The 17,276-nt window shown below is 61.5% G+C and carries 16 protein-coding genes; 6 read left to right on the top strand and 10 right to left on the bottom strand.

Annotated elements, in window-relative coordinates; all coding sequences use genetic code 11:
- Window positions 1-15 precede the first annotated feature (15 nt).
- Window positions 16-2,472, top strand: coding sequence for a serine/threonine protein kinase (locus QZW03_RS00215; protein WP_296507246.1), 2,457 nt, complete (start codon window positions 16-18; stop codon window positions 2,470-2,472).
- A gap of 113 nt (window positions 2,473-2,585) precedes the next feature.
- Here the strand turns inward: QZW03_RS00215 and QZW03_RS00210 are convergent, their stop codons facing one another.
- A complete protein-coding gene (locus QZW03_RS00210) occupies window positions 2,586-3,356 on the bottom strand; it encodes a 3-hydroxybutyrate dehydrogenase (protein ID WP_296507245.1) in 771 nt (256 codons plus the stop codon).
- A gap of 70 nt (window positions 3,357-3,426) precedes the next feature.
- Here QZW03_RS00210 and QZW03_RS00205 point away from each other — a divergent pair, with 70 nt between their 5' ends.
- Both QZW03_RS00205 and QZW03_RS00200 read left to right on the top strand, forming a co-directional pair.
- The gene (locus tag QZW03_RS00205) at window positions 3,427-4,314 is read left to right on the top strand and encodes an alpha/beta hydrolase (protein ID WP_296507244.1); all 888 of its coding nucleotides are present in this window, start codon (window positions 3,427-3,429) and stop codon (window positions 4,312-4,314) included.
- 24 nt (window positions 4,315-4,338) lie between these two features.
- On the top strand, window positions 4,339-6,576 hold the full coding sequence (locus QZW03_RS00200) for a bifunctional (p)ppGpp synthetase/guanosine-3',5'-bis(diphosphate) 3'-pyrophosphohydrolase (protein WP_296507241.1): 2,238 nt from the start codon (window positions 4,339-4,341) through the stop codon (window positions 6,574-6,576).
- 1 nt (window position 6,577) lies between these two features.
- Here QZW03_RS00200 and QZW03_RS00195 read toward each other — a convergent pair whose 3' ends face one another.
- From QZW03_RS00195 to QZW03_RS00175, 5 genes are all read right to left on the bottom strand, one after another.
- The gene (locus QZW03_RS00195; protein ID WP_296507240.1) at window positions 6,578-7,069 is read right to left on the bottom strand and encodes a heme-degrading domain-containing protein; all 492 of its coding nucleotides are present in this window, start codon (window positions 7,067-7,069) and stop codon (window positions 6,578-6,580) included.
- 78 nt (window positions 7,070-7,147) lie between these two features.
- Entirely contained in the window at window positions 7,148-7,555 is a 408-nt protein-coding gene (locus QZW03_RS00190; protein ID WP_296507239.1) for an MAPEG family protein, read from the bottom strand.
- Between the two features lie 63 nt (window positions 7,556-7,618).
- Window positions 7,619-8,632 (bottom strand): AraC family transcriptional regulator, encoded by a 1,014-nt coding sequence (locus QZW03_RS00185; protein ID WP_296507238.1) that lies wholly within the window; start codon window positions 8,630-8,632, stop codon window positions 7,619-7,621.
- A gap of 26 nt (window positions 8,633-8,658) precedes the next feature.
- Window positions 8,659-9,495 carry an oxidoreductase gene (locus QZW03_RS00180; RefSeq protein ID WP_296507237.1) on the bottom strand — a complete coding sequence of 279 codons (837 nt, stop codon included), beginning with the start codon at window positions 9,493-9,495 and terminating at the stop codon, window positions 8,659-8,661.
- A 141-nt stretch (window positions 9,496-9,636) separates the two neighbouring features.
- The gene (locus QZW03_RS00175; protein WP_296507236.1) at window positions 9,637-10,110 is read right to left on the bottom strand and encodes an EVE domain-containing protein; all 474 of its coding nucleotides are present in this window, start codon (window positions 10,108-10,110) and stop codon (window positions 9,637-9,639) included.
- A gap of 223 nt (window positions 10,111-10,333) precedes the next feature.
- Between QZW03_RS00175 and QZW03_RS00170 the strand changes: the two genes are divergently transcribed.
- Window positions 10,334-10,522 carry a hypothetical protein gene (locus QZW03_RS00170; protein ID WP_296507234.1) on the top strand — a complete coding sequence of 63 codons (189 nt, stop codon included), beginning with the start codon at window positions 10,334-10,336 and terminating at the stop codon, window positions 10,520-10,522.
- A gap of 232 nt (window positions 10,523-10,754) precedes the next feature.
- Here the strand turns inward: QZW03_RS00170 and QZW03_RS00165 are convergent, their stop codons facing one another.
- The 4 genes from QZW03_RS00165 to QZW03_RS00150 form a co-directional block, all read right to left on the bottom strand.
- On the bottom strand, window positions 10,755-11,498 hold the full coding sequence (locus QZW03_RS00165; protein WP_296507232.1) for a carbon-nitrogen hydrolase family protein: 744 nt from the start codon (window positions 11,496-11,498) through the stop codon (window positions 10,755-10,757).
- Between the two features lie 13 nt (window positions 11,499-11,511).
- Entirely contained in the window at window positions 11,512-12,798 is a 1,287-nt protein-coding gene (locus QZW03_RS00160) for an amidohydrolase family protein (RefSeq protein ID WP_296507230.1), read from the bottom strand.
- Between the two features lie 99 nt (window positions 12,799-12,897).
- Window positions 12,898-13,551, bottom strand: a complete 654-nt coding sequence (gene upp / locus QZW03_RS00155) for a uracil phosphoribosyltransferase (protein ID WP_296507228.1) — start codon at window positions 13,549-13,551, stop codon at window positions 12,898-12,900.
- Window positions 13,552-13,571: 20 nt separating this feature from the next.
- Window positions 13,572-15,143: a helicase HerA-like domain-containing protein gene (locus tag QZW03_RS00150; RefSeq protein ID WP_296507226.1), complete on the bottom strand. Its 1,572-nt coding sequence runs from the start codon at window positions 15,141-15,143 to the stop codon at window positions 13,572-13,574.
- A 58-nt stretch (window positions 15,144-15,201) separates the two neighbouring features.
- On the opposite strand from QZW03_RS00150, the gene QZW03_RS00145 reads away from it, so the two are divergent.
- Both QZW03_RS00145 and purD read left to right on the top strand, forming a co-directional pair.
- Window positions 15,202-15,921, top strand: a complete 720-nt coding sequence (locus QZW03_RS00145; protein ID WP_296507224.1) for a YebC/PmpR family DNA-binding transcriptional regulator — start codon at window positions 15,202-15,204, stop codon at window positions 15,919-15,921.
- A 17-nt stretch (window positions 15,922-15,938) separates the two neighbouring features.
- Window positions 15,939-17,246, top strand: a complete 1,308-nt coding sequence (gene purD, locus QZW03_RS00140) for a phosphoribosylamine--glycine ligase (RefSeq protein ID WP_296507222.1) — start codon at window positions 15,939-15,941, stop codon at window positions 17,244-17,246.
- Window positions 17,247-17,276: the final 30 nt, after the last annotated feature.

The raw sequence follows: 17,276 nt of genomic DNA, 5'->3' as shown, positions 1-17,276 counted from the left end.
CTTCTGATTGACACCATGCCTGAAACCCGTACACCCTCTCCCACAGATTCTCTTCCCCGTTCGCGCCCACCCGCTGCCCAGTTACTGGGCCGGTTTGAACTTCTCAAAATTCTGGGCAAGGGCGCCCAAAGCACGGTCTGGCTCGCATTCGACCCGCGTTTAGAGCGTGAGGTTGCAGTCAAGGTGATGCGGCCCGAATCGGGCGTCGACGGCCAAGCGGTGGCTCAGTGGCTGCAAGAAGCCCGCAATGTCGGCCGCGTGACCCACCCCAATATCGTGCCGGTCTATGAGGCTGATATTCACGAAGCCCAGCCTTACCTGGTGTTTGAATACATCGCGGGCAGCACCCTCGACCAACATGTCCGCCAGCACGGCGCCTTGCCCGCAGCGCAGGCGGTAGCACTCATGATGGATGTGCTGGATGCGGTAGCGGTCGCCCATGCGGCAGGTGTTATCCACCGGGACTTGAAACCCTCCAACATCGTGATCGATGCGGGTGGCCGCGCGCGGGTGATGGACTTTGGCATCGCAGCCCGCATCCGCGACGCCCAGAGCAAAGAGCCTTACCCTGATGCGGGGGGCACTATCGGCTACATCTCGCCGGAGGCCGCCAACGGCGAGGCACCGAGCGCGTCGATGGACATTTTTTCTGCCGGACTGGTGTTGGCCGAAATGCTGCTGGGGCGCCAGCTGCTCGCAGAAGCCGACCCTTACCGCGCCATCTACCGGGTAACCCACGAGCAGCTGGAGCTTCCTAAAGTAATGCCCGCGGGCGTGGACGACCAGTTGCGCGCCATTGTGCTGCGTGCGCTGGCCAAAGAGGGGAAGCAGCGCTTTGTGAGTGCGCGGGTATTCCAGAGTGAACTGGAGCTGTGGGCCAAGTCCCTGCAGGGGGGGCCTGCGGCGAGCGAGGCTGGCAGCAATGCCACGCTGGAGTTCTTGCTCCGTCGCATGCGCCACAAGAGTGATTTCCCGGCGCTTTCGGACTCGGTGACACGTATCCAGAGCATGGCGAACTCCGACAAGGAGAGTGTGGGCAGCGTTACCAATGAGATTCTCAAAGATGTAGCACTGACCAACAAGCTCTTGCGCTTGGTCAACAGCGCCCATTACGCGAGAGGCGGCAGCATCAGCACCGTATCGCGGGCGGTGCATTTGGTGGGTTTCAACGGTATCCGCAACATGGCGCTGAGCCTGGTGTTGCTGGAGCACATGCAAGACAAATCGCACGCAGCCCAACTCAAAGAAGAGTTTTTGCGCTCGCTCATGGCAGGCTCCATTGGCGGCGAGCTGTGCCCAGTGGCCCGTGACAGCGAAGAGGCATTTATCGGTTCGCTATTCCAGAACCTCGGCCGCCTGCTGGCGCAGTTCTATTTCCCGGAAGAAGCGATGAGCATCCGCACGCTCACCCAATCTGCACGCGAACCGAAAACTGAGGCGGCGGCGTCTCTCAGCGTCCTCGGGCTGAGCTATGAGGATTTAGGGCTGGGTATTGCCAAAAGTTGGGGTTTGCCTCCCGGCATCCAGCGTTGCATGCGAAAGCCCCTGGGCGCGCCGCCACCAGCCGTACCGACGGAGGTATCAGAGCGCGTCCGCTGGATTGCTTTGGCTTCCAATGAAATAGCCGATGTGTTGCTACGCAGCGATGCCAAGGACGTGAACGACAAAGTGGCGGCAATCGCAAAAAAATACGCACAGGTCATGGGTAGCAGCAGCAAGCTGGTGCATGAAGCCACGGCCAAAGCAAGGCAAAAGCTGGTCGACCTGGCCAACGCCATGGACATTCATGTGGCACCTGGTTCAGCGGCGGCCAAGTTGCTCCAACTCCCGGTGGAGTTGGTCAGCCAGGCAGCCACATTGCGAGCGGAGACCGACGGCAATCTCGGAAGCTTTGCGCTGCAAGCCACCCAAGCAGCGCCCCTGGAGGAGCCCGGCGCGCCACCCGCCAGAAGCATGGCAGTGGCAGAAACCTTGTCCGCTGGTATTCAAGACATTACCAACGCCATGGTCGACGATTTCAAGCTCACCGACGTCTTGCGCATGATTCTGGAGACCATGTTCAGGGCGCTGGAGTTTGATCGCATTATTTTCTGCATGCGCGACGCCAAAACCGAAATGATGACCGGCCGCTTCGGGTTGGGGCAGGGGGTGGAGACCCACATCAAGGGCTTCAAGACCCACCTCAAGGCGACCACCCCGGACTTGTTCGGCGTGGTCTGCACCAAGGGCGCAGACACCATGATCAGCGATGCGGCCGAACTGCGCATCGTGCAGCGCCTGCCGGAGTGGTACCGCAAAGGCCTCAACGCCCCGGCCTTCTTGCTGCTGCCCTTGCAGATCAAAGGCGCGCCTTTCGGCCTCATTTACGCCGACAAGCTCAAACACGGCGCACTGGAGCTGGATGAAAAAGAACTGGCTTTGCTGCGCACCCTGCGCAACCAGGCGGTAATGGCCTTCAAGCAGTCGAGCTAAGGCAGCGAGCCGTAAAAACAAAAGCCCCGGCAGGTGACTGACGGGGCTTTTGCTATCAAAAGCATAGCTACTTGCTCATATAAATATTGGGCTAGAACCCGATTTGAAATAGATTACTGCGCGGTCCAACCACCATCCATGTTCCACGCTACGCCACGCACATTGTTGCCGGCTGGGGAGCAGAAGAACACCGCCAGGGCACCCAGCTCTTCGGGGGTGGTGAATTGCATGGAAGGCTCTTTTTCACCGAGCAGCTGTTTCGTGGCGTCGATGTTGCTGATGCCCTGGGCGGCGGCTTTGGCATCCACCTGCTTTTGCACCAGCGGTGTCAGCACCCAGCCGGGGCAAATGGCGTTGCAAGTCACGCCGGTGGTGGCGTTTTCCAGCGCCGTGACCTTGGTCAGGCCCACCACGCCGTGTTTGGCCGCCACATAGGCCGACTTTTCGGCCGAGCCCACCAGCCCGTGGACCGACGCCACGTTGATGATGCGGCCCCAGTTGTTGGCCTGCATGCCGGGCAATGCCAGGCGGGTCGCGTGGAAGGCGCTACTCATGTTGATGGCGATGATGGCGTCCCACTTTTCGATAGGGAAGTTCTCCACCCGCGCCACATGCTGGATGCCTGCGTTGTTGACCAAAATGTCCACGCTGCCGAACGTGGCCTTGGCGTGCTCAATCATGGCCTCAATCTCGGCGGGCTTGCTCATGTCCGCACCGTGGTAGCTCACCTGGACACCCAGCGCTGCAATTTCGGCCTTGGGGCCTTCGACATCACCAAAACCGTTGAGCACGATGTTGGCGCCCTGTGCGGCCAGCGCCTTGGCAATACCCAGGCCAATGCCGCTGGTGGAGCCGGTAACGAGGGCGGTTTTACCTTTCAACATGCTGCTTCCTTCACAAAGTGGTGGGGGGATTCCATTAGGATGTGGTCATTATCAAACGAGTGATTGCACCATGGCTGAACCTACGCTGAATTACGTACCCTGCGCTGACGCCAACGGCCCGCGCCGCATGGCGTATTGGCAGTGGGGCGCGGCAGACGCCGCTCACACCGTGGTGTGCGTGCATGGCCTCTCGCGCCAGGGCCGCGACTTCGACGTACTGGCACAAGCCTTGGTAGAGCGCGCTACCCAGCCGATCCGTGTGGTGTGCCCTGATGTGGCCGGACGCGGCCGGAGCGACTGGCTCCAAGACCCTGCAGGCTACGGCGTGCCCACCTATGCGGCCGACATGTTGGGCCTGCTGGCACACCTGAAACCGGCTACTTTGGATTGGGTGGGCACCAGCATGGGCGGGCTGATCGGCCTGGCGGTGACGGCACATGCCGCGTCCGTGGGGGCGAAGGTGCGCAAACTCGTGTTGAACGATGTGGGCCCGGTCATTCAATGGTCGTCGCTGCAGCGCATCGGGACCTATCTGGGCCGCTCGGTAAGCTTTGAGGGTGTGCAGCAAGCGGCAGACGCCATGTGGGCCATATCCAGCAGCTTCGGGCCGCACACGCCTGCCCAGTGGCTGGAGTTGTCCCGCCACATGGTCAAAACCCTGCCGGACGGTAAGGTGGGCCTGCACTACGACCCTGCCATTGCGATTCCCTTCCGCGCGGTGACCGAGGAACTGGCGCTCGCCGGCCAGGCCCAGCTGTGGCAACTGTATGACGCTATCAGCGCCGACACATTGTTGCTGCGCGGCGCGGAGTCCGACCTTTTGTCACCCGAGACGGCATTGGCCATGACGCAGCGTGGCCCCAAGGCCCGCCTGGTCGAGTTTGCCGGTGTAGGCCATGCCCCGACCCTGATTGCCCAGGACCAACAGGACGCGGTGACTTCTTTTTTGCTGGGGTAAGGTCCCCGGCCTTGTGAGTGTTTCATGAAAAGTTTGTACGCCGAGCACCAAGCTTCGGCCCTGCCGCAAGTCATTGCGGCCACCGCCGACAGCCTGCCTGAGCAGGCCGGTGCCCTGCAACGCGCGCGCGCCTTTGCAGAGCCCTTGTTGGCCACCGCCAGCCTGGATACCGGAGAAAACGTGTTGCAGCACGCTGATGCGGTCTCCGCCATTCTGCGCACCATCGGCGGATCCGAAGCCATGCAGGCGGCCGGCTACCTGGTGTATGCCTGTGAGCACCTCAATAAGCCGCATGAAGTGATAGCCAAGGCCTTTGGTGACAACTTTGCCGATCTCGCCTTGGAGACCACCAAGCTGGTGCGCTTGCAGCGCATGGCCCGCTTGGCGCACCAGTCTGCCAGCCACAGTGGCAATGCGGCCCCCATGGCGCAAACGGCCGCCGCCCAGACGGAGAGCGTGCGCAAGATGTTGCTCGCGTTTTCCAAAGACTTGCGGGTCGTCATGCTGCGGCTGGCCTCCCGGTTGCAAACGCTGCGCCATTTCGCCGCCACCAAGCTGCCGGTGCCGCCGGGGCTGGCCTCCGAGGCCTTGCAGGTGTTTGCGCCATTGGCGAACCGCTTGGGCATCTGGGAAATCAAGTGGGAGATGGAGGACTTGTCTTTCCGCTTCCTGGAGCCTGATACCTACAAACAAGTCGCAAAGCTGCTGGACGAAAAGCGGGTGGAGCGCGAAGCCTCGGTCGAGCGCCTGCGCCAGCAGTTGGCCGACGACTTGGCGGTGCAGGGAGTGCGGGCCACCGTGCAGGGCCGCCCTAAGCACATCTACAGCATCGTCAAAAAAATGCGGGGCAAGTCGCTGGGCTTCGATCAGGTGTACGACATCCGGGCGCTGCGCATCGTGGTGCCGTCGGTGCCTGACTGTTATGCCGCGCTCAGCTTGGTGCACACCGCCTTCACCCCGGTGACCGAAGAGTTTGACGACTACATTGCCCGACCCAAGCCCAACGGCTACCAGTCGCTTCACACGGTTGTGCGCGACAGTGGTGGCCAGCCCATTGAGGTGCAAATCCGCACCCAGCCCATGCACGACCACGCTGAGCACGGTGTTGCGGCCCACTGGGCCTACAAAGAGGCAGGCGCCAAGGGTTACGGCGGCAGTGTGACCGCCGCCGGCGAGTACGACGCCAAGATCGCGGTACTGCGCCAGCTACTCGCTTGGGAGCGCGATCTCTCGGGCGCCCATGTCACTGCCGAAGGGCAGGGCATGTTTGACGACCGCATTTACGTGCTCACCCCCGACGCTGCCATTGTGGAGCTGCCCCAGGGCGCCACCGCGGTGGACTTTGCCTACAGCGTGCACACCAATCTGGGCCACCGCTGCCGGGGCGCCAAGGTGGACGGCGCCATGGTGCCGCTGAATACGCCCCTCAAAAACGGCCAGACTGTGGAAGTGAGTGCCGTGAAAGAGGGCGGCCCCTCGCGCGACTGGCTCAACCCCGAGCTGGGCTATCTGGTCAGCCACCGGGCGCGCGCCAAGGTGCGGGCCTGGTTCAATGCGTTGGCGATGGGCGAAACCATGGCCAAGGGCCGCGAGGCCGTAGAAAAGCTGCTGCAGCGCGAAGGCAAAACCGCCATCAAGCTCGATGATCTCGCCAGCCAGCTGGGCTTTAACAATGCCGACGCGTTGTTTGAAGTGGTGGGCAAAGACGAGTTTTCGCTGCGCAACATCGAACTCCTGCTGCGCCCGCCCGAGCCCGCCAGCACGCAAGACGACTACATGCCGCTCAAAAAGCCGCGTGGAGTATCGGGTGGCAAGGGTGGGGTGCTGGTGGTGGGCATTGACTCGCTGATGACCCAGCTGGCCAAGTGCTGCAAGCCCGCACCGCCGGATTTGATCAGCGGCTTTGTGACCCGCGGCAAGGGCGTGAGCGTGCACCGGTCTGACTGCTCCAACCTGCGGAATATGGTGCAGCGCAGTGGCGACCGTTTGATCGAGGTGGAGTGGGGCCTGCCCCAAGGCAAAGACGGCAATGTGTACCCGGTGGATGTGGCTGTAGAAGCCAACGACCGCCAGGGCCTGCTGCGCGATATTTCCGAGGTGTTTGCCAAAGAAAAGATGAACGTCATTGGCGTGCAAACCCAGTCGGTCAAAGGCACGGCGTGGATGACGTTTACGGTGGAAGTGGCCGAGTCCGGCCGGTTGACCCGCGTCCTCAAGATCGTGAACGAGCTGAGCGGCGTGCGCTCCGCGCGGCGGCGCTAACTCAGTCCAGCGCCACTTCGTCCAAGGGTACCCCGCACAGCAAGGCCAGCCCTTGGATGGCAAAGGCATGGTCTTCCCGTTGTGGGACGCCCGATACGGTGACCACCCCGACCACGCCCACACCGCGCACGCGAATGGGCACGCTGCCACCGTGCGTGGCGTAGTCGCGCAGGGGTAGGCCTTGCTTGGCCTCCAGAGTGCTGCCTTCTTTTTCAAACTTGAGGTTGAGCGCGTAAGAGCTGGTGTGCAGCAGCTCCACCGAGTTGCGCTTGCGCCGTGCCCAGTCGGCATTAGTGGGGCCGGTGCCGGGCATGCTGTAGAAGAACACGGTGTCTTTGCCCAGGCGAATCTCAATGGCGAGCGCCACGCCAGCCTCTTCACTCAGCGCCTTGATGCGACTGCCAAGTGCCCAGGCGGTGTTTTGGTCAAAGGTGTCAAACTGCAGGCGCTGCTCCTGGAGTGCGAGGCGGGCGAGGTCGGTCTCTGTGGTCATGGTGTTTGCTATCATTTCAGGAGCTATTGGCGCATATTTTACGGGGTCTAGGTGCTTTTTTCATGATGGAAGTGCGCCTCAGGCCGCCAGCAGCTGAATGGCCATCCACAGGCAAACTACCAGCTGTACGCTCCAGAAACTGGCACGCACAAACACCTGCAGCGGGCCGGTGCCCCACAGATGCGCCAGGGTCTGGCCGATGCGGGCGTAGAGCACGAAGGGTGCGATCGTTTGAATGCTGTTGGACTTGTCCATGAGGCTGGCCGCAAGCACCAGCACTGAAAAAACCGGCAGGTTTTCCATGCAGTTGGCGTGGGCGTCTTCGAGGCGTTTGACCAGGCTGGCATCGTCCTGCGGCTTGTTGCCCCGCGGCCAGTGGTTGATGGGTGTGCCGCGCAGAAAGCGCAGCCCGCGGTACAAAAACACCAGCGTGATCAAGGCCAGCGTCCAAAGTGCAAAACCCACCAATGCTTGCAATGCAGTCATGAAATATGTCTCCTTGGTTGTGATGTGAAACCATAGCAGACCGCGCCCAAGGGGCAACCCGCATTACATGGGGGCAGCCTGGCGCGGCATGTTGCTGCGGTACTGACCGGGTGTGCTGCCGGTCCAGCCCTTGAAGGCGCGAATGAAGGAGTTGCCATCCTGAAAGCCCAGCAGCCACGATACCTCTCCGGGCGTGATGGCATCCTGGCGCAGGTAGTGCTCGGCCAACTCCCGCCGGGTGAGGTTGAGCACATCCTGAAAGCTCAAGCCTTCTGCGAGCAACTGCCGCTGCAAGGTCCGTCGGCTGGTGAGCAGTTTGGTGGCCACATCGTCCATGCCCGCGCGCCCTCCGGGCAGCAGTTCCAGCAAGGCGCTGTGCACCCGCTCTGAGGCTTTGGCCGTGTGGTCCTGATCGGTGATGCGCTTCATCAAGGCGGGCTCAAAGCTCTCCCACATGGCGTTGTCTTCGGTCAGAAACGGGTGCGCTGCGTCTTGAGGGCTGAAGGTAATGCGGTTACGGTCTGCAGCTTGCAAGGCACACCCGAAGAAGGCCTCCAGCGGGGCGCAGTCATCTGGTAACTGCACCAGCTCCACCCGCAGGGGCACCACCTGTTTGCGTGTGGCCAAGCGCGCCAGCTGGGTAAAAAACACCATTTCAGTGGCCGCCAGGCTGCGGGGCAGGTGGCCCTCATAGCCGTAGCAGCTCAAATCCGCCGAGGTGCCGTGGGAGGTGATTTGCACGTCCAGAATCATGGGCCCGATCAGGCGCTTGAAGCTGGAGAGCCGCTGCAGTGCCACATTCATGTTGGGGGCACACAGGCTGGCGAAGATGGGCGGATCAAACGCCTCTACCGATATGGCCCGGCCGAAGCGCAGGGGCAGGTCGTCTCCACCCGCTACTTGCTCTATGCCGTTCCAGAGCTTGAAGAAGTCTGCCGGGCTCAGGCTGGCATCCGGGCGCGAAAACATGTCGCCCGGCAGGCCTGCCCACGCGAGCACCTCATGGACTGGGAGCGCCATGTCGGCCAGAAGCAGCTTCCAGCCGCGTTGTATGGCAAATTTGCTGGCATGTTTCACCGGGTGCTCCTGTCGAGTGGCGATGATTACTTCATCTGGCTCATGACCGCCATGTCAAAGAAGCGGTCACCGAACCATTTGCGGATGAACATCAGTGGTTTGGCCATTTTGCCTGCCACATAACGGGTTTTGGGTTTGGGGGCGGCAATGGCTTCGGCGATCACGTCTGCAATCACGGAAGCGGGAGACGCAGCATTGGGCTTGCTGTAAGCGTCGCCAGTGGCCTTGGCCACGATGTGGGCCAACTTGGCGTAAGGGCCTTTGCCGGAGCGTTCCAGCAGCGGCCCGGTCATCACATCGCCGAACTCGGTGGCAATGATGCCGGGCTCCACGATCACCACCTGAATGCCGAAGGGCGCCAGCTCCAGGCGCAGGCAATCGCTCCAGCCCTCCAGGGCGTGCTTGGTGGCGTGGTACCAGCTGCCCAGCGGGGTGTACATCTTGCCGCCCATGGACGAGATGTTGATGATGCGCCCGCGCTGTTGGCCACGCATATAGGGCAGCACCAACTGGGTCATACGGGCCAGGCCGAAAAAGTTCACATCGAACTGGTAGCGGGCATCGGCCATGGTGGTGTCTTCCATGGCGCCGTAGATGCCGAAGCCGGCGTTGTTCACCAGCACGTCCACTCCGCCGTGGGCTGCGGTGATGTGCGCCATGGCAGCTTGCATCTGGGCTTCATCGGTGACATCCATTTTCAGCGGGTGTGCGCCCAAGGCCTGCAGGTCTTGCATGAGCTCGATGCGGCGTGCAGCGGTGTAGACCACATGGCCTTGGCGAAGCAGCAGCTTGGCGGCTTCTTTGCCCATGCCGGAAGAGGCACCGGTGATGAGGACGACTTGGGGGCGTGAAGATGTAGACATGGTGGTGACCTGTGAATGCAGAGAGGTTTGTTGACGGAATAGCTGAATCGTAGGCGGCCCCATGCGCCACGTCACTCGCCAATTGCGCCAAGGCACATACCAAGTGCGCCACCGACTGGCGCGCAGGCTGGGCGCTGTGGACTAAATGGGCGACGCGCCCAGCGTTTTCAGAAGGTGCTGCCAGTGGATAGTCTCCACCGGCGTGATGGAAAGGCGGTTGCCCTTCTTGAGAATTTGTAGATCGCTCAAAGCGGCGTCAGCCCGAAGCTGAGGCAACGTGAAGTTGCGGGTCTTGTGCACCACTTGCACATCCACCAACAGCCAGCGTGGCGCTTCGGGCTTGCTGGCCGCGTCAAAGTAGGGCGATGCGGGGTCGAACTGCGTGGGGTCCACCTTGACGCCCGACGCCACCCGTGCAATGCCAACGACACCCGGCTCCGCGCAGCTGGAGTGGTAGAACAACACGCCATCGCCCACCTGCATGCTGTCGCGCATGAAGTTACGGGCTTGGTAGTTGCGCACGCCGGTCCAGCCGATAGTGGCATCGGGCATGGCCAGCACATCGTCAATCGAGGCCTCGGCGGGTTCGGCTTTCATGAGCCAGTAGTGGGGCATGTACGTGTTACCGCGCACGGACAAGCAGAGCGCCGTGTTTTGGTTTGTTTGCAGGGTTTTGCTTCATTTTTACACGTGGCCTCACTGCATTTGTGCAAAGCCATCGGATATAAATGATGCACTTAGAAGATTTACGGGAGGAAGTTATGGGCTCATCTGGCGCTGTTCATAAGACGGTTTTCACTTTGATAACACGTTGGGACACTCAGCACGCGAGCTGAACATGTCTTTTGACAACCCACTTCTGAACGCAGTTCTGGCCGCGCTAATTGGTGTTCTCGTCACCATCTGGTTCGTCTTCGAGAACCCAAATAGCTATCGCTGGCTGCTGTATGCAGTGGCTATTGCTTGTGGGTTGCTAGGCTACTTCCATGGTCAGCCCTTCATCGAAATGCTGGTGGGCTTTCTTTGATGCTCGCCGCCAGCATCACCGTCAACCGTCGCCTAACTGTGCGTTGCAGGGGACGCTCACACGTCGCATCGATTAGGTAACACCTTTTGGGCACCCCTGAACTTGGGCTTTGAGGCTGTAAAAACACCTCTTCTGGCGTGCCCCTTGCGGCACCTCCCGCCAAGGAGATCGCCCCATGCCCCGCGGTACGGGTTGGATGCCAGTGGCCTCCAACGTAGAGCTAGTCTGAGGATCAGACAGCTAGCGCCACAACCAACCAATCCCCAGATCCGGAGGCCTCTGCGATTAGCACCCCATCGGAGCCCCATATCCCGCTTCTGCCTGCCGAGACATAGCCGCCTGATGGTCCTCCGTGGTTGGCAATCACAACGGTCATGGCGTGTTCCCGCGCATAGCTGGCCCAAAGCGGTGCTTCAGCGGCGTAGCCATTGGCGGAGGTAAGGATGCCAGCGGCATAGACCCCGGCGCCTGCCGCTGCGGCTTGTGCTGCATGGCTGGGGTAGTTGGTGTCGGCGCAGATGGCGTTGGCGAACTTTTGTCCGGCCCATTCCTGCACATGCACGGGCGCAACGCCAGCGGTGGCGAACTGTTTTTCACCCTCATGCAGGTGGAACTTGCGGTACACGCTGTGTTGACCATCCGGCCGCATGGTGATAGCGCCTATGGAGGGCAGGGCGAGGCCACTGTGCACCGGTGCGCCCACGGTGATGGCTATGCCGTTGCGGCGGGCCGCTTCGCGCAAGGGGGCCAGCAGGGCATGCGCGGGGTCGAGCACCAAGCCGGGCATGGCGGCCAGCTCGTAGCCGGTAAGCGATAGCTCCGGGAAGACCAGCCACTGCACGCCGCGCTTCGCGGCGGCTTCCACAAAGCGCAGGTGGGTCTGCACATTGGCCACCACGTCCAGTGGGATCGATGTGCTTTGTGCTGCGGCGATGGTGAATGCTATGTTTTTAGTAGCTACTTGCGCAATATTCATGAGGGCTAGAGGGTTATTTGATGTGTAAAAACGACGTGCTCGCAGGCCGTCCTGGCAAAGTCAGTGTGACGGTGCGAGCCGGTGTTTGCGCTACCAGCGTGCCTCGGCGCCAGACCTTGAGGCGGGTGGCTTTGAGGCGGAGCGCCTCGATGGGGTTTTGCGCTTGCAGCAGCACCAAGTCGGCGTGGCAGCCTTTTTCCAGCCCGTAGCCTTCGAGGTGCAGGATGCGGGCGGGGTTCTTAGTTACCGCATCAAAGCACTGCTGCATCGCCGGTTGGCTGGTCATTTGCGCCACGTGCAGGCCCATGCTGGCCACCTCCAACATGTCGCCGCTGCCCATGCTGTACCAAGGGTCCATGCAACAGTCTTGGCCGAAGGCCACGGTCATGCCAGCGGCCATGAGTTCAGGCACGCGGGTCATGCCGCGGCGCTTGGGGTAGGTGTCGTGGCGGCCTTGCAAGGTGATGTTGATGAGCGGGTTGCTCACCACGCTCAGTTGCGCCTCGGCCATGAGCGGCAGCAGTTTGCTCACGTAGTAGTTGTCCATGCTGTGCATGGAGGTGAGGTGGGAACCGGTCACGCGGCCGTGCAGCCCTAGCCGGTTGGCTTCAAAAGCTAGGGTTTCCACATGGCGCGAGAGCGGATCGTCTGACTCGTCGCAGTGCATGTCCACCAGCTTGCCTTGCTCAGCAGCCAGCTCGCACAGTAGTTTCACACTCGCCGCGCCATCCGCCATGGTCCGCTCGAAGTGGGGAATGCCACCCACCACGTCCACGCCCAAGCTCAGCGCTTTCTTCAAGTTGTCCACGCCGCCCTTGCTGCGCAGCACACCGTCTTGCGGGAAGGCGACCAACTGCAAGTCGATGTACGGCGCGACCTTCTTTTTGACAGCCAACAGGGCTTCCACCGCCAGCATGCTCGGGTCGCTGGTGTCTACATGGCTGCGGATGGCCAGCAGGCCGTTGGCGATTGCCCAGTCGCAGTAGGCCAGCGCGCGGTCCACCAGTGCGTCAAAGGTGAGGTGGGGCTTGAGCTCGCCCCACAGCGCAATGCCCTCCAACAAGGTGCCGCTCTGGTTCAGTCGCGGGAGGCCCAGGCTGAGCGTGGCGTCCATGTGGAAGTGCGCGTCCACAAACGGGCTGCTGAGCAGCATGCCGCCTGCGTCTACGACCTCAGCCGCCGGGGCGGCTTCTGGAGTGAGGCCTTGGCTGACTTCTGTAATGCGGCCGCCTTGCACCGCCACAGACATGCGGGTGCGCCCGTCGGGCAGGGTGGCGTTGTGAATGAGCAGGTCTAGCATGGTGAAAACTCCCGCACCCCACGATGCAGGGCGCTATCAAAAACCTAGCTACCCGCGCATATTCCACGGGGGCTAGTAGCTGTTTTTATTGAAAATTGATCACTGCGTACCAAAAATCCGGTCACCCGCATCGCCCAGGCCCGGCATGATGTAGCCGTGGTCGTTCAGGCCGCGGTCGATGGCAGCGGTGAAGACGCGCACGTCGGGGTGCTCTTTGTACAAGGTGTTGATGCCTTCCGGGCAGGTCAGCAGGCACAGGAACTTGATGGACTTGGGCTTGCAGGCCTTCAGGCGCGCCACCGCAGCAGCGGCGGAGTTGCCAGTGGCCAGCATGGGGTCCACCACCACGACGTCGCGCTCCTCCATATTGCTGGGCATCTTGAAGTAGTACTCCACCGCCTGCAGGGTTTTGGGGTCCCGGTACAGGCCAACGTGGCCCACGCGGGCACCGGGCACTACGCTCAAGACGCCGTCCAGAATGCCGTTCCCGGCACGCAGCACGCTGGCAAACACCAGCTTTTTACCGTCGATGACCTTGCCGGTGGTTTTCTCCAGCGGGGTTTCAATTTCCAGGTCTTGCAGCGGCATGTCGCGGCAGACTTCATAAATCATTAAACCGGCCAGTTCATTGAGTAGGCGGCGAAAGCTGCTGGTGCTGGCTTCCTTTTTGCGCATGAGGGTGAGCTTGTGCTGCACCAGCGGGTGGTCGATGAGGGTGACGTTGGCACGGGCTTCTGGGTTGATGGTGACCATATTCTTGTTCCTTGTAGTGGTTATCGCTTGCTGCCGCCCAGAATGCTGCCCAGCACTCCGCGGATGATTTGACGGCCCACTTCGCGGCCGATAGAGCTGGCCGCGCTCTTGATGAGCTGCTCGCCTACGCTGGCGCGGGAGCGGCGGGCGCCGCCGCCCAACATGTCGCCAATGCTGCCCAGCAGGCCGCCGTCGGCGGGCGCGGATTCTGCCTCGGTAGCGGGCGCTGCGCGGGCACGGGGTGCTGGCGCAGCGGCGTCTGTTTCGGCTTCTCCGGCGGCTGGCGCACGGCTTTGGGTGCGACCCTTCAGGGCCTCAAACGCAGACTCGCGGTCCACCGTTTTTTCATAGACACCGGCCACCACAGACTCGGTGATCAGTGCTTTGCGCTGCTCAGGGCTGATGGGGCCAATCTGGCTGGCCGGGGGCAGCACAAAAACGCGCTCGGTGAGGGCGGGGCGGCCTTTTTCGTCCATCAGGCTTACCAAGGCTTCGCCCACGCCGAGCTCGGTGATGGCGGTGGCTACGTCCAGACCGGGGTTGGCGCGCATGGTGTCCGCCGCGCTCTTGACGGCCTTTTGGTCGCGCGGGGTGAAGGCGCGCAAGGCGTGTTGTACGCGGTTGCCCAGTTGGGCGAGCACGCTGTCGGGAATGTCCAGCGGGTTTTGGGTCACAAAAAACACGCCCACGCCCTTGGAACGCACCAGGCGCACCACTAGCTCGATGCGCTCGATCAGCACCTTGGGTGCGTCGGCAAACAGCAGGTGGGCCTCGTCAAAGAAAAACACCAGTTTGGGTTTTTCGAGGTCGCCCACTTCGGGCAAGGCTTCAAACAGCTCGCTCAGCATCCACAGCAAAAAGGTGGCGTACAGGCGGGGGGACTGCATGAGCTTGTCGGCCGCGAGGATGTTGACCACACCTTTGCCCGAGCCGTCCGTCTGCATGAAGTCTTCAATATTGAGCATGGGCTCACCAAAGAACTTGTCGCCACCTTGTTCCTCGATCTGCATAAGGCCGCGCTGGATGGCTCCAATGCTGGCGGCGCTGATATTGCCGTACTCGGTGGTGTAGCTGGAGGCGTTGTCGCCCACGTCCTGGCACATGGCGCGCAGGTCCTTCATGTCGAGCAGCAGCAGGCCGTCGTCGTCCGCAATCTTGAACACCAGTTGCAGCACGCCAGCCTGGGTTTCGTTCAGGTTGAGCATGCGGGCCAGCAGCAGGGGGCCCAGGTCGCTCACGGTGGCGCGCACCGGGTGGCCTTGTTGCCCGAACACGTCCCACAGGGTGGTGGGGAAGGCGGAGAACGCGGGCTCTTCAAAACCGCGCTCTTTGATGATCTTGCCCAGCTTCTCTGTCAATGCACCTTTTTGGGAGATGCCCGTCAGGTCGCCTTTGACGTCGGCCATGAAAACGGGCACGCCAATGGCAGAGAATCCTTCAGCCAGCGTTTGCAGGGTGATGGTTTTGCCGGTGCCGGTGGCGCCGGTGATCAGGCCGTGGCGGTTGGATTTGTCGGGCCGCAGGAAGCATTGCACTGCAGACTGGCCTGCGTGCTGGGCAATCAGGATGCCTTCGTCGTGGATAGAAGCCATAGGTGTCTCAAAAAGTACAATCGAGGGAGTAGCGTAACGAATTTTTGAAGGGTTTCGTGTGGCAGGACATAGCAAATGGGCCAATATTCAGCACCGCAAGGGGCGTCAGGACGAGAAGCGAGGCAAGATTTGGACCCGCATCGTCCGTGAAATCACGGTAGCGGCCCGGCAAGGCGGGGGTGATCCGGCCATGAACCCGCGTTTGCGCCTCGCCATCGAAAAAGCCAAAGCCGCCAACATGCCCGCCGACCGGGTGAAATACAACGTCGACAAGGCCACCGGTTCACTGGACGGCATTACCTACGAGGAAATCCGTTACGAGGGCTACGGCATCGGCGGTGCCGCCATCATCATTGACACCATGACGGACAACAAGGTCCGCACCGTGGCCGAAGTGCGCCACGCGTTCAGCAAGCTCGGCGGCAACATGGGCACCGAAGGGTCGGTGGCCTTCCAATTCAAGCATGTGGGTCAACTGATTTTTGCGCCCGGCACCAGTGAAGACAAGGTCATGGAAGTAGCGTTGGAAGCCGGCGCCGACGACGTGATTGCCGATGACGACGGCGCCATTGAGGTGCTGACCGCGCCGTCGGAGTTTGAAGCCGTCAAGGCGGCCCTGGAGGCCGCTGGCCTGAACGCCGAGATTGCGACCGTGACCATGCGGGCTGAAAACACGATTGAACTGTCCGGTGAAGACGCTGAGCGCATGCAAAAGCTGCTGGATGTGCTGGAAGACCTGGACGACGCCCAGGACATCTTCCACAACGCTGCCCTTTAATTTTTAAGAAGACCTTTATGAACGTACTCGTAATCGGCGGCGGTGGCCGTGAACATGCTTTGGCCTGGAAGCTGGCGCAGTCCCCCAAGGTGCAAATGGTCTATGTGGCCCCGGGCAACGGTGGCACGGCCACCGACAGCCGCTTGAAGAACATTCCAATCACCGATGTGGTGCAACTCCGCAAATGGGCGCAGGACAACAAGATTACCCTGACGCTGGTGGGCCCCGAAGTGCCTCTGGCGGCCGGTGTGGTCGATGAGTTCCGCGCCCACAGCATGCGTATTTTCGGGCCCACCAAAGCCGCCGCGCAGCTGGAAAGCTCCAAGGCCTTCAGTAAAGCATTCATGCGCCGCCACGGTATTCCGACGGCTGAGTACGCCACTTTTTCGGACCCTGTAGCCGCCCACGCCTATGTGGAAAAAATGGGCGCACCCACTGTGGTGAAGGCCGACGGTCTGGCCGCAGGCAAAGGCGTAGTCGTGGCCATGACCGTGGCCGAAGCCCATGAAGCTATTGATTTCATGCTGGTCGACAACACCTTGGGCGTGGCGCACAACGACGGCGCGGACGGGGTGGCAGTGCCGCGCGTGGTGATTGAAGAGTTTTTAGAAGGTGAAGAGGCCAGCTTCATCGTCATGGTGGACGGCAAGAATGTGCTGCCACTGGCCACCAGCCAGGACCACAAGCGCCTGCAAGACGGCGACCAAGGCCCCAACACCGGCGGCATGGGCGCTTATTCGCCCGCGCCGGTGGTGACACCTGATGTGCACGCCAAGGCAATGCGTGAAATCATTCTGCCCACGGTCAAGGGCATGGAGGCTGACGGCATCCCTTTCAGCGGCTTTTTGTATGCCGGCCTGATGATCGACAAGAACGGCCAGCCCAAGACGCTGGAGTTCAACTGCCGCATGGGTGACCCCGAAACCCAACCCATCATGATGCGCCTGAAGACCGATCTGGTGGACGTGCTGATGGCCGCCACTGAGCCCGGCCCGCACGGCAAGCTCGATGAAGTCGAATTGCAGTGGGACCGCCGCACTGCGCTGGGCGTGGTGCTGGCTGCCCACGGTTACCCCATGAACCCGCGCAAGGGCGACGCGATTACGGGCATCCCTAAAGAAACTGAAGATGCCGCCGTGTTCCACGCCGGAACCACCCTGAACGATGGAGTGCTGAGCACTTCTGGCGGCCGGGTGCTGTGCGTGACAGCGCTGGCAGACAGTGTCAAGCAGGCCCAGCAGCGCGCTTACCAGGTGATTGATGAAATTGCTTTTGACGGCATGCAGTACCGCACGGACATCGGCTACCGGGCCGTCAAGGCGTAATCGCGAGAGCGCAATCAGCCTGGCAACCAT

The sequence above is a fragment of the Rhodoferax sp. genome, from assembly GCF_013297935.1.
GTDB lineage: Bacteria > Pseudomonadota > Gammaproteobacteria > Burkholderiales > Burkholderiaceae_C > Allorhodoferax.
This window is presented reverse-complemented; position numbering and strand designations above follow the sequence as displayed.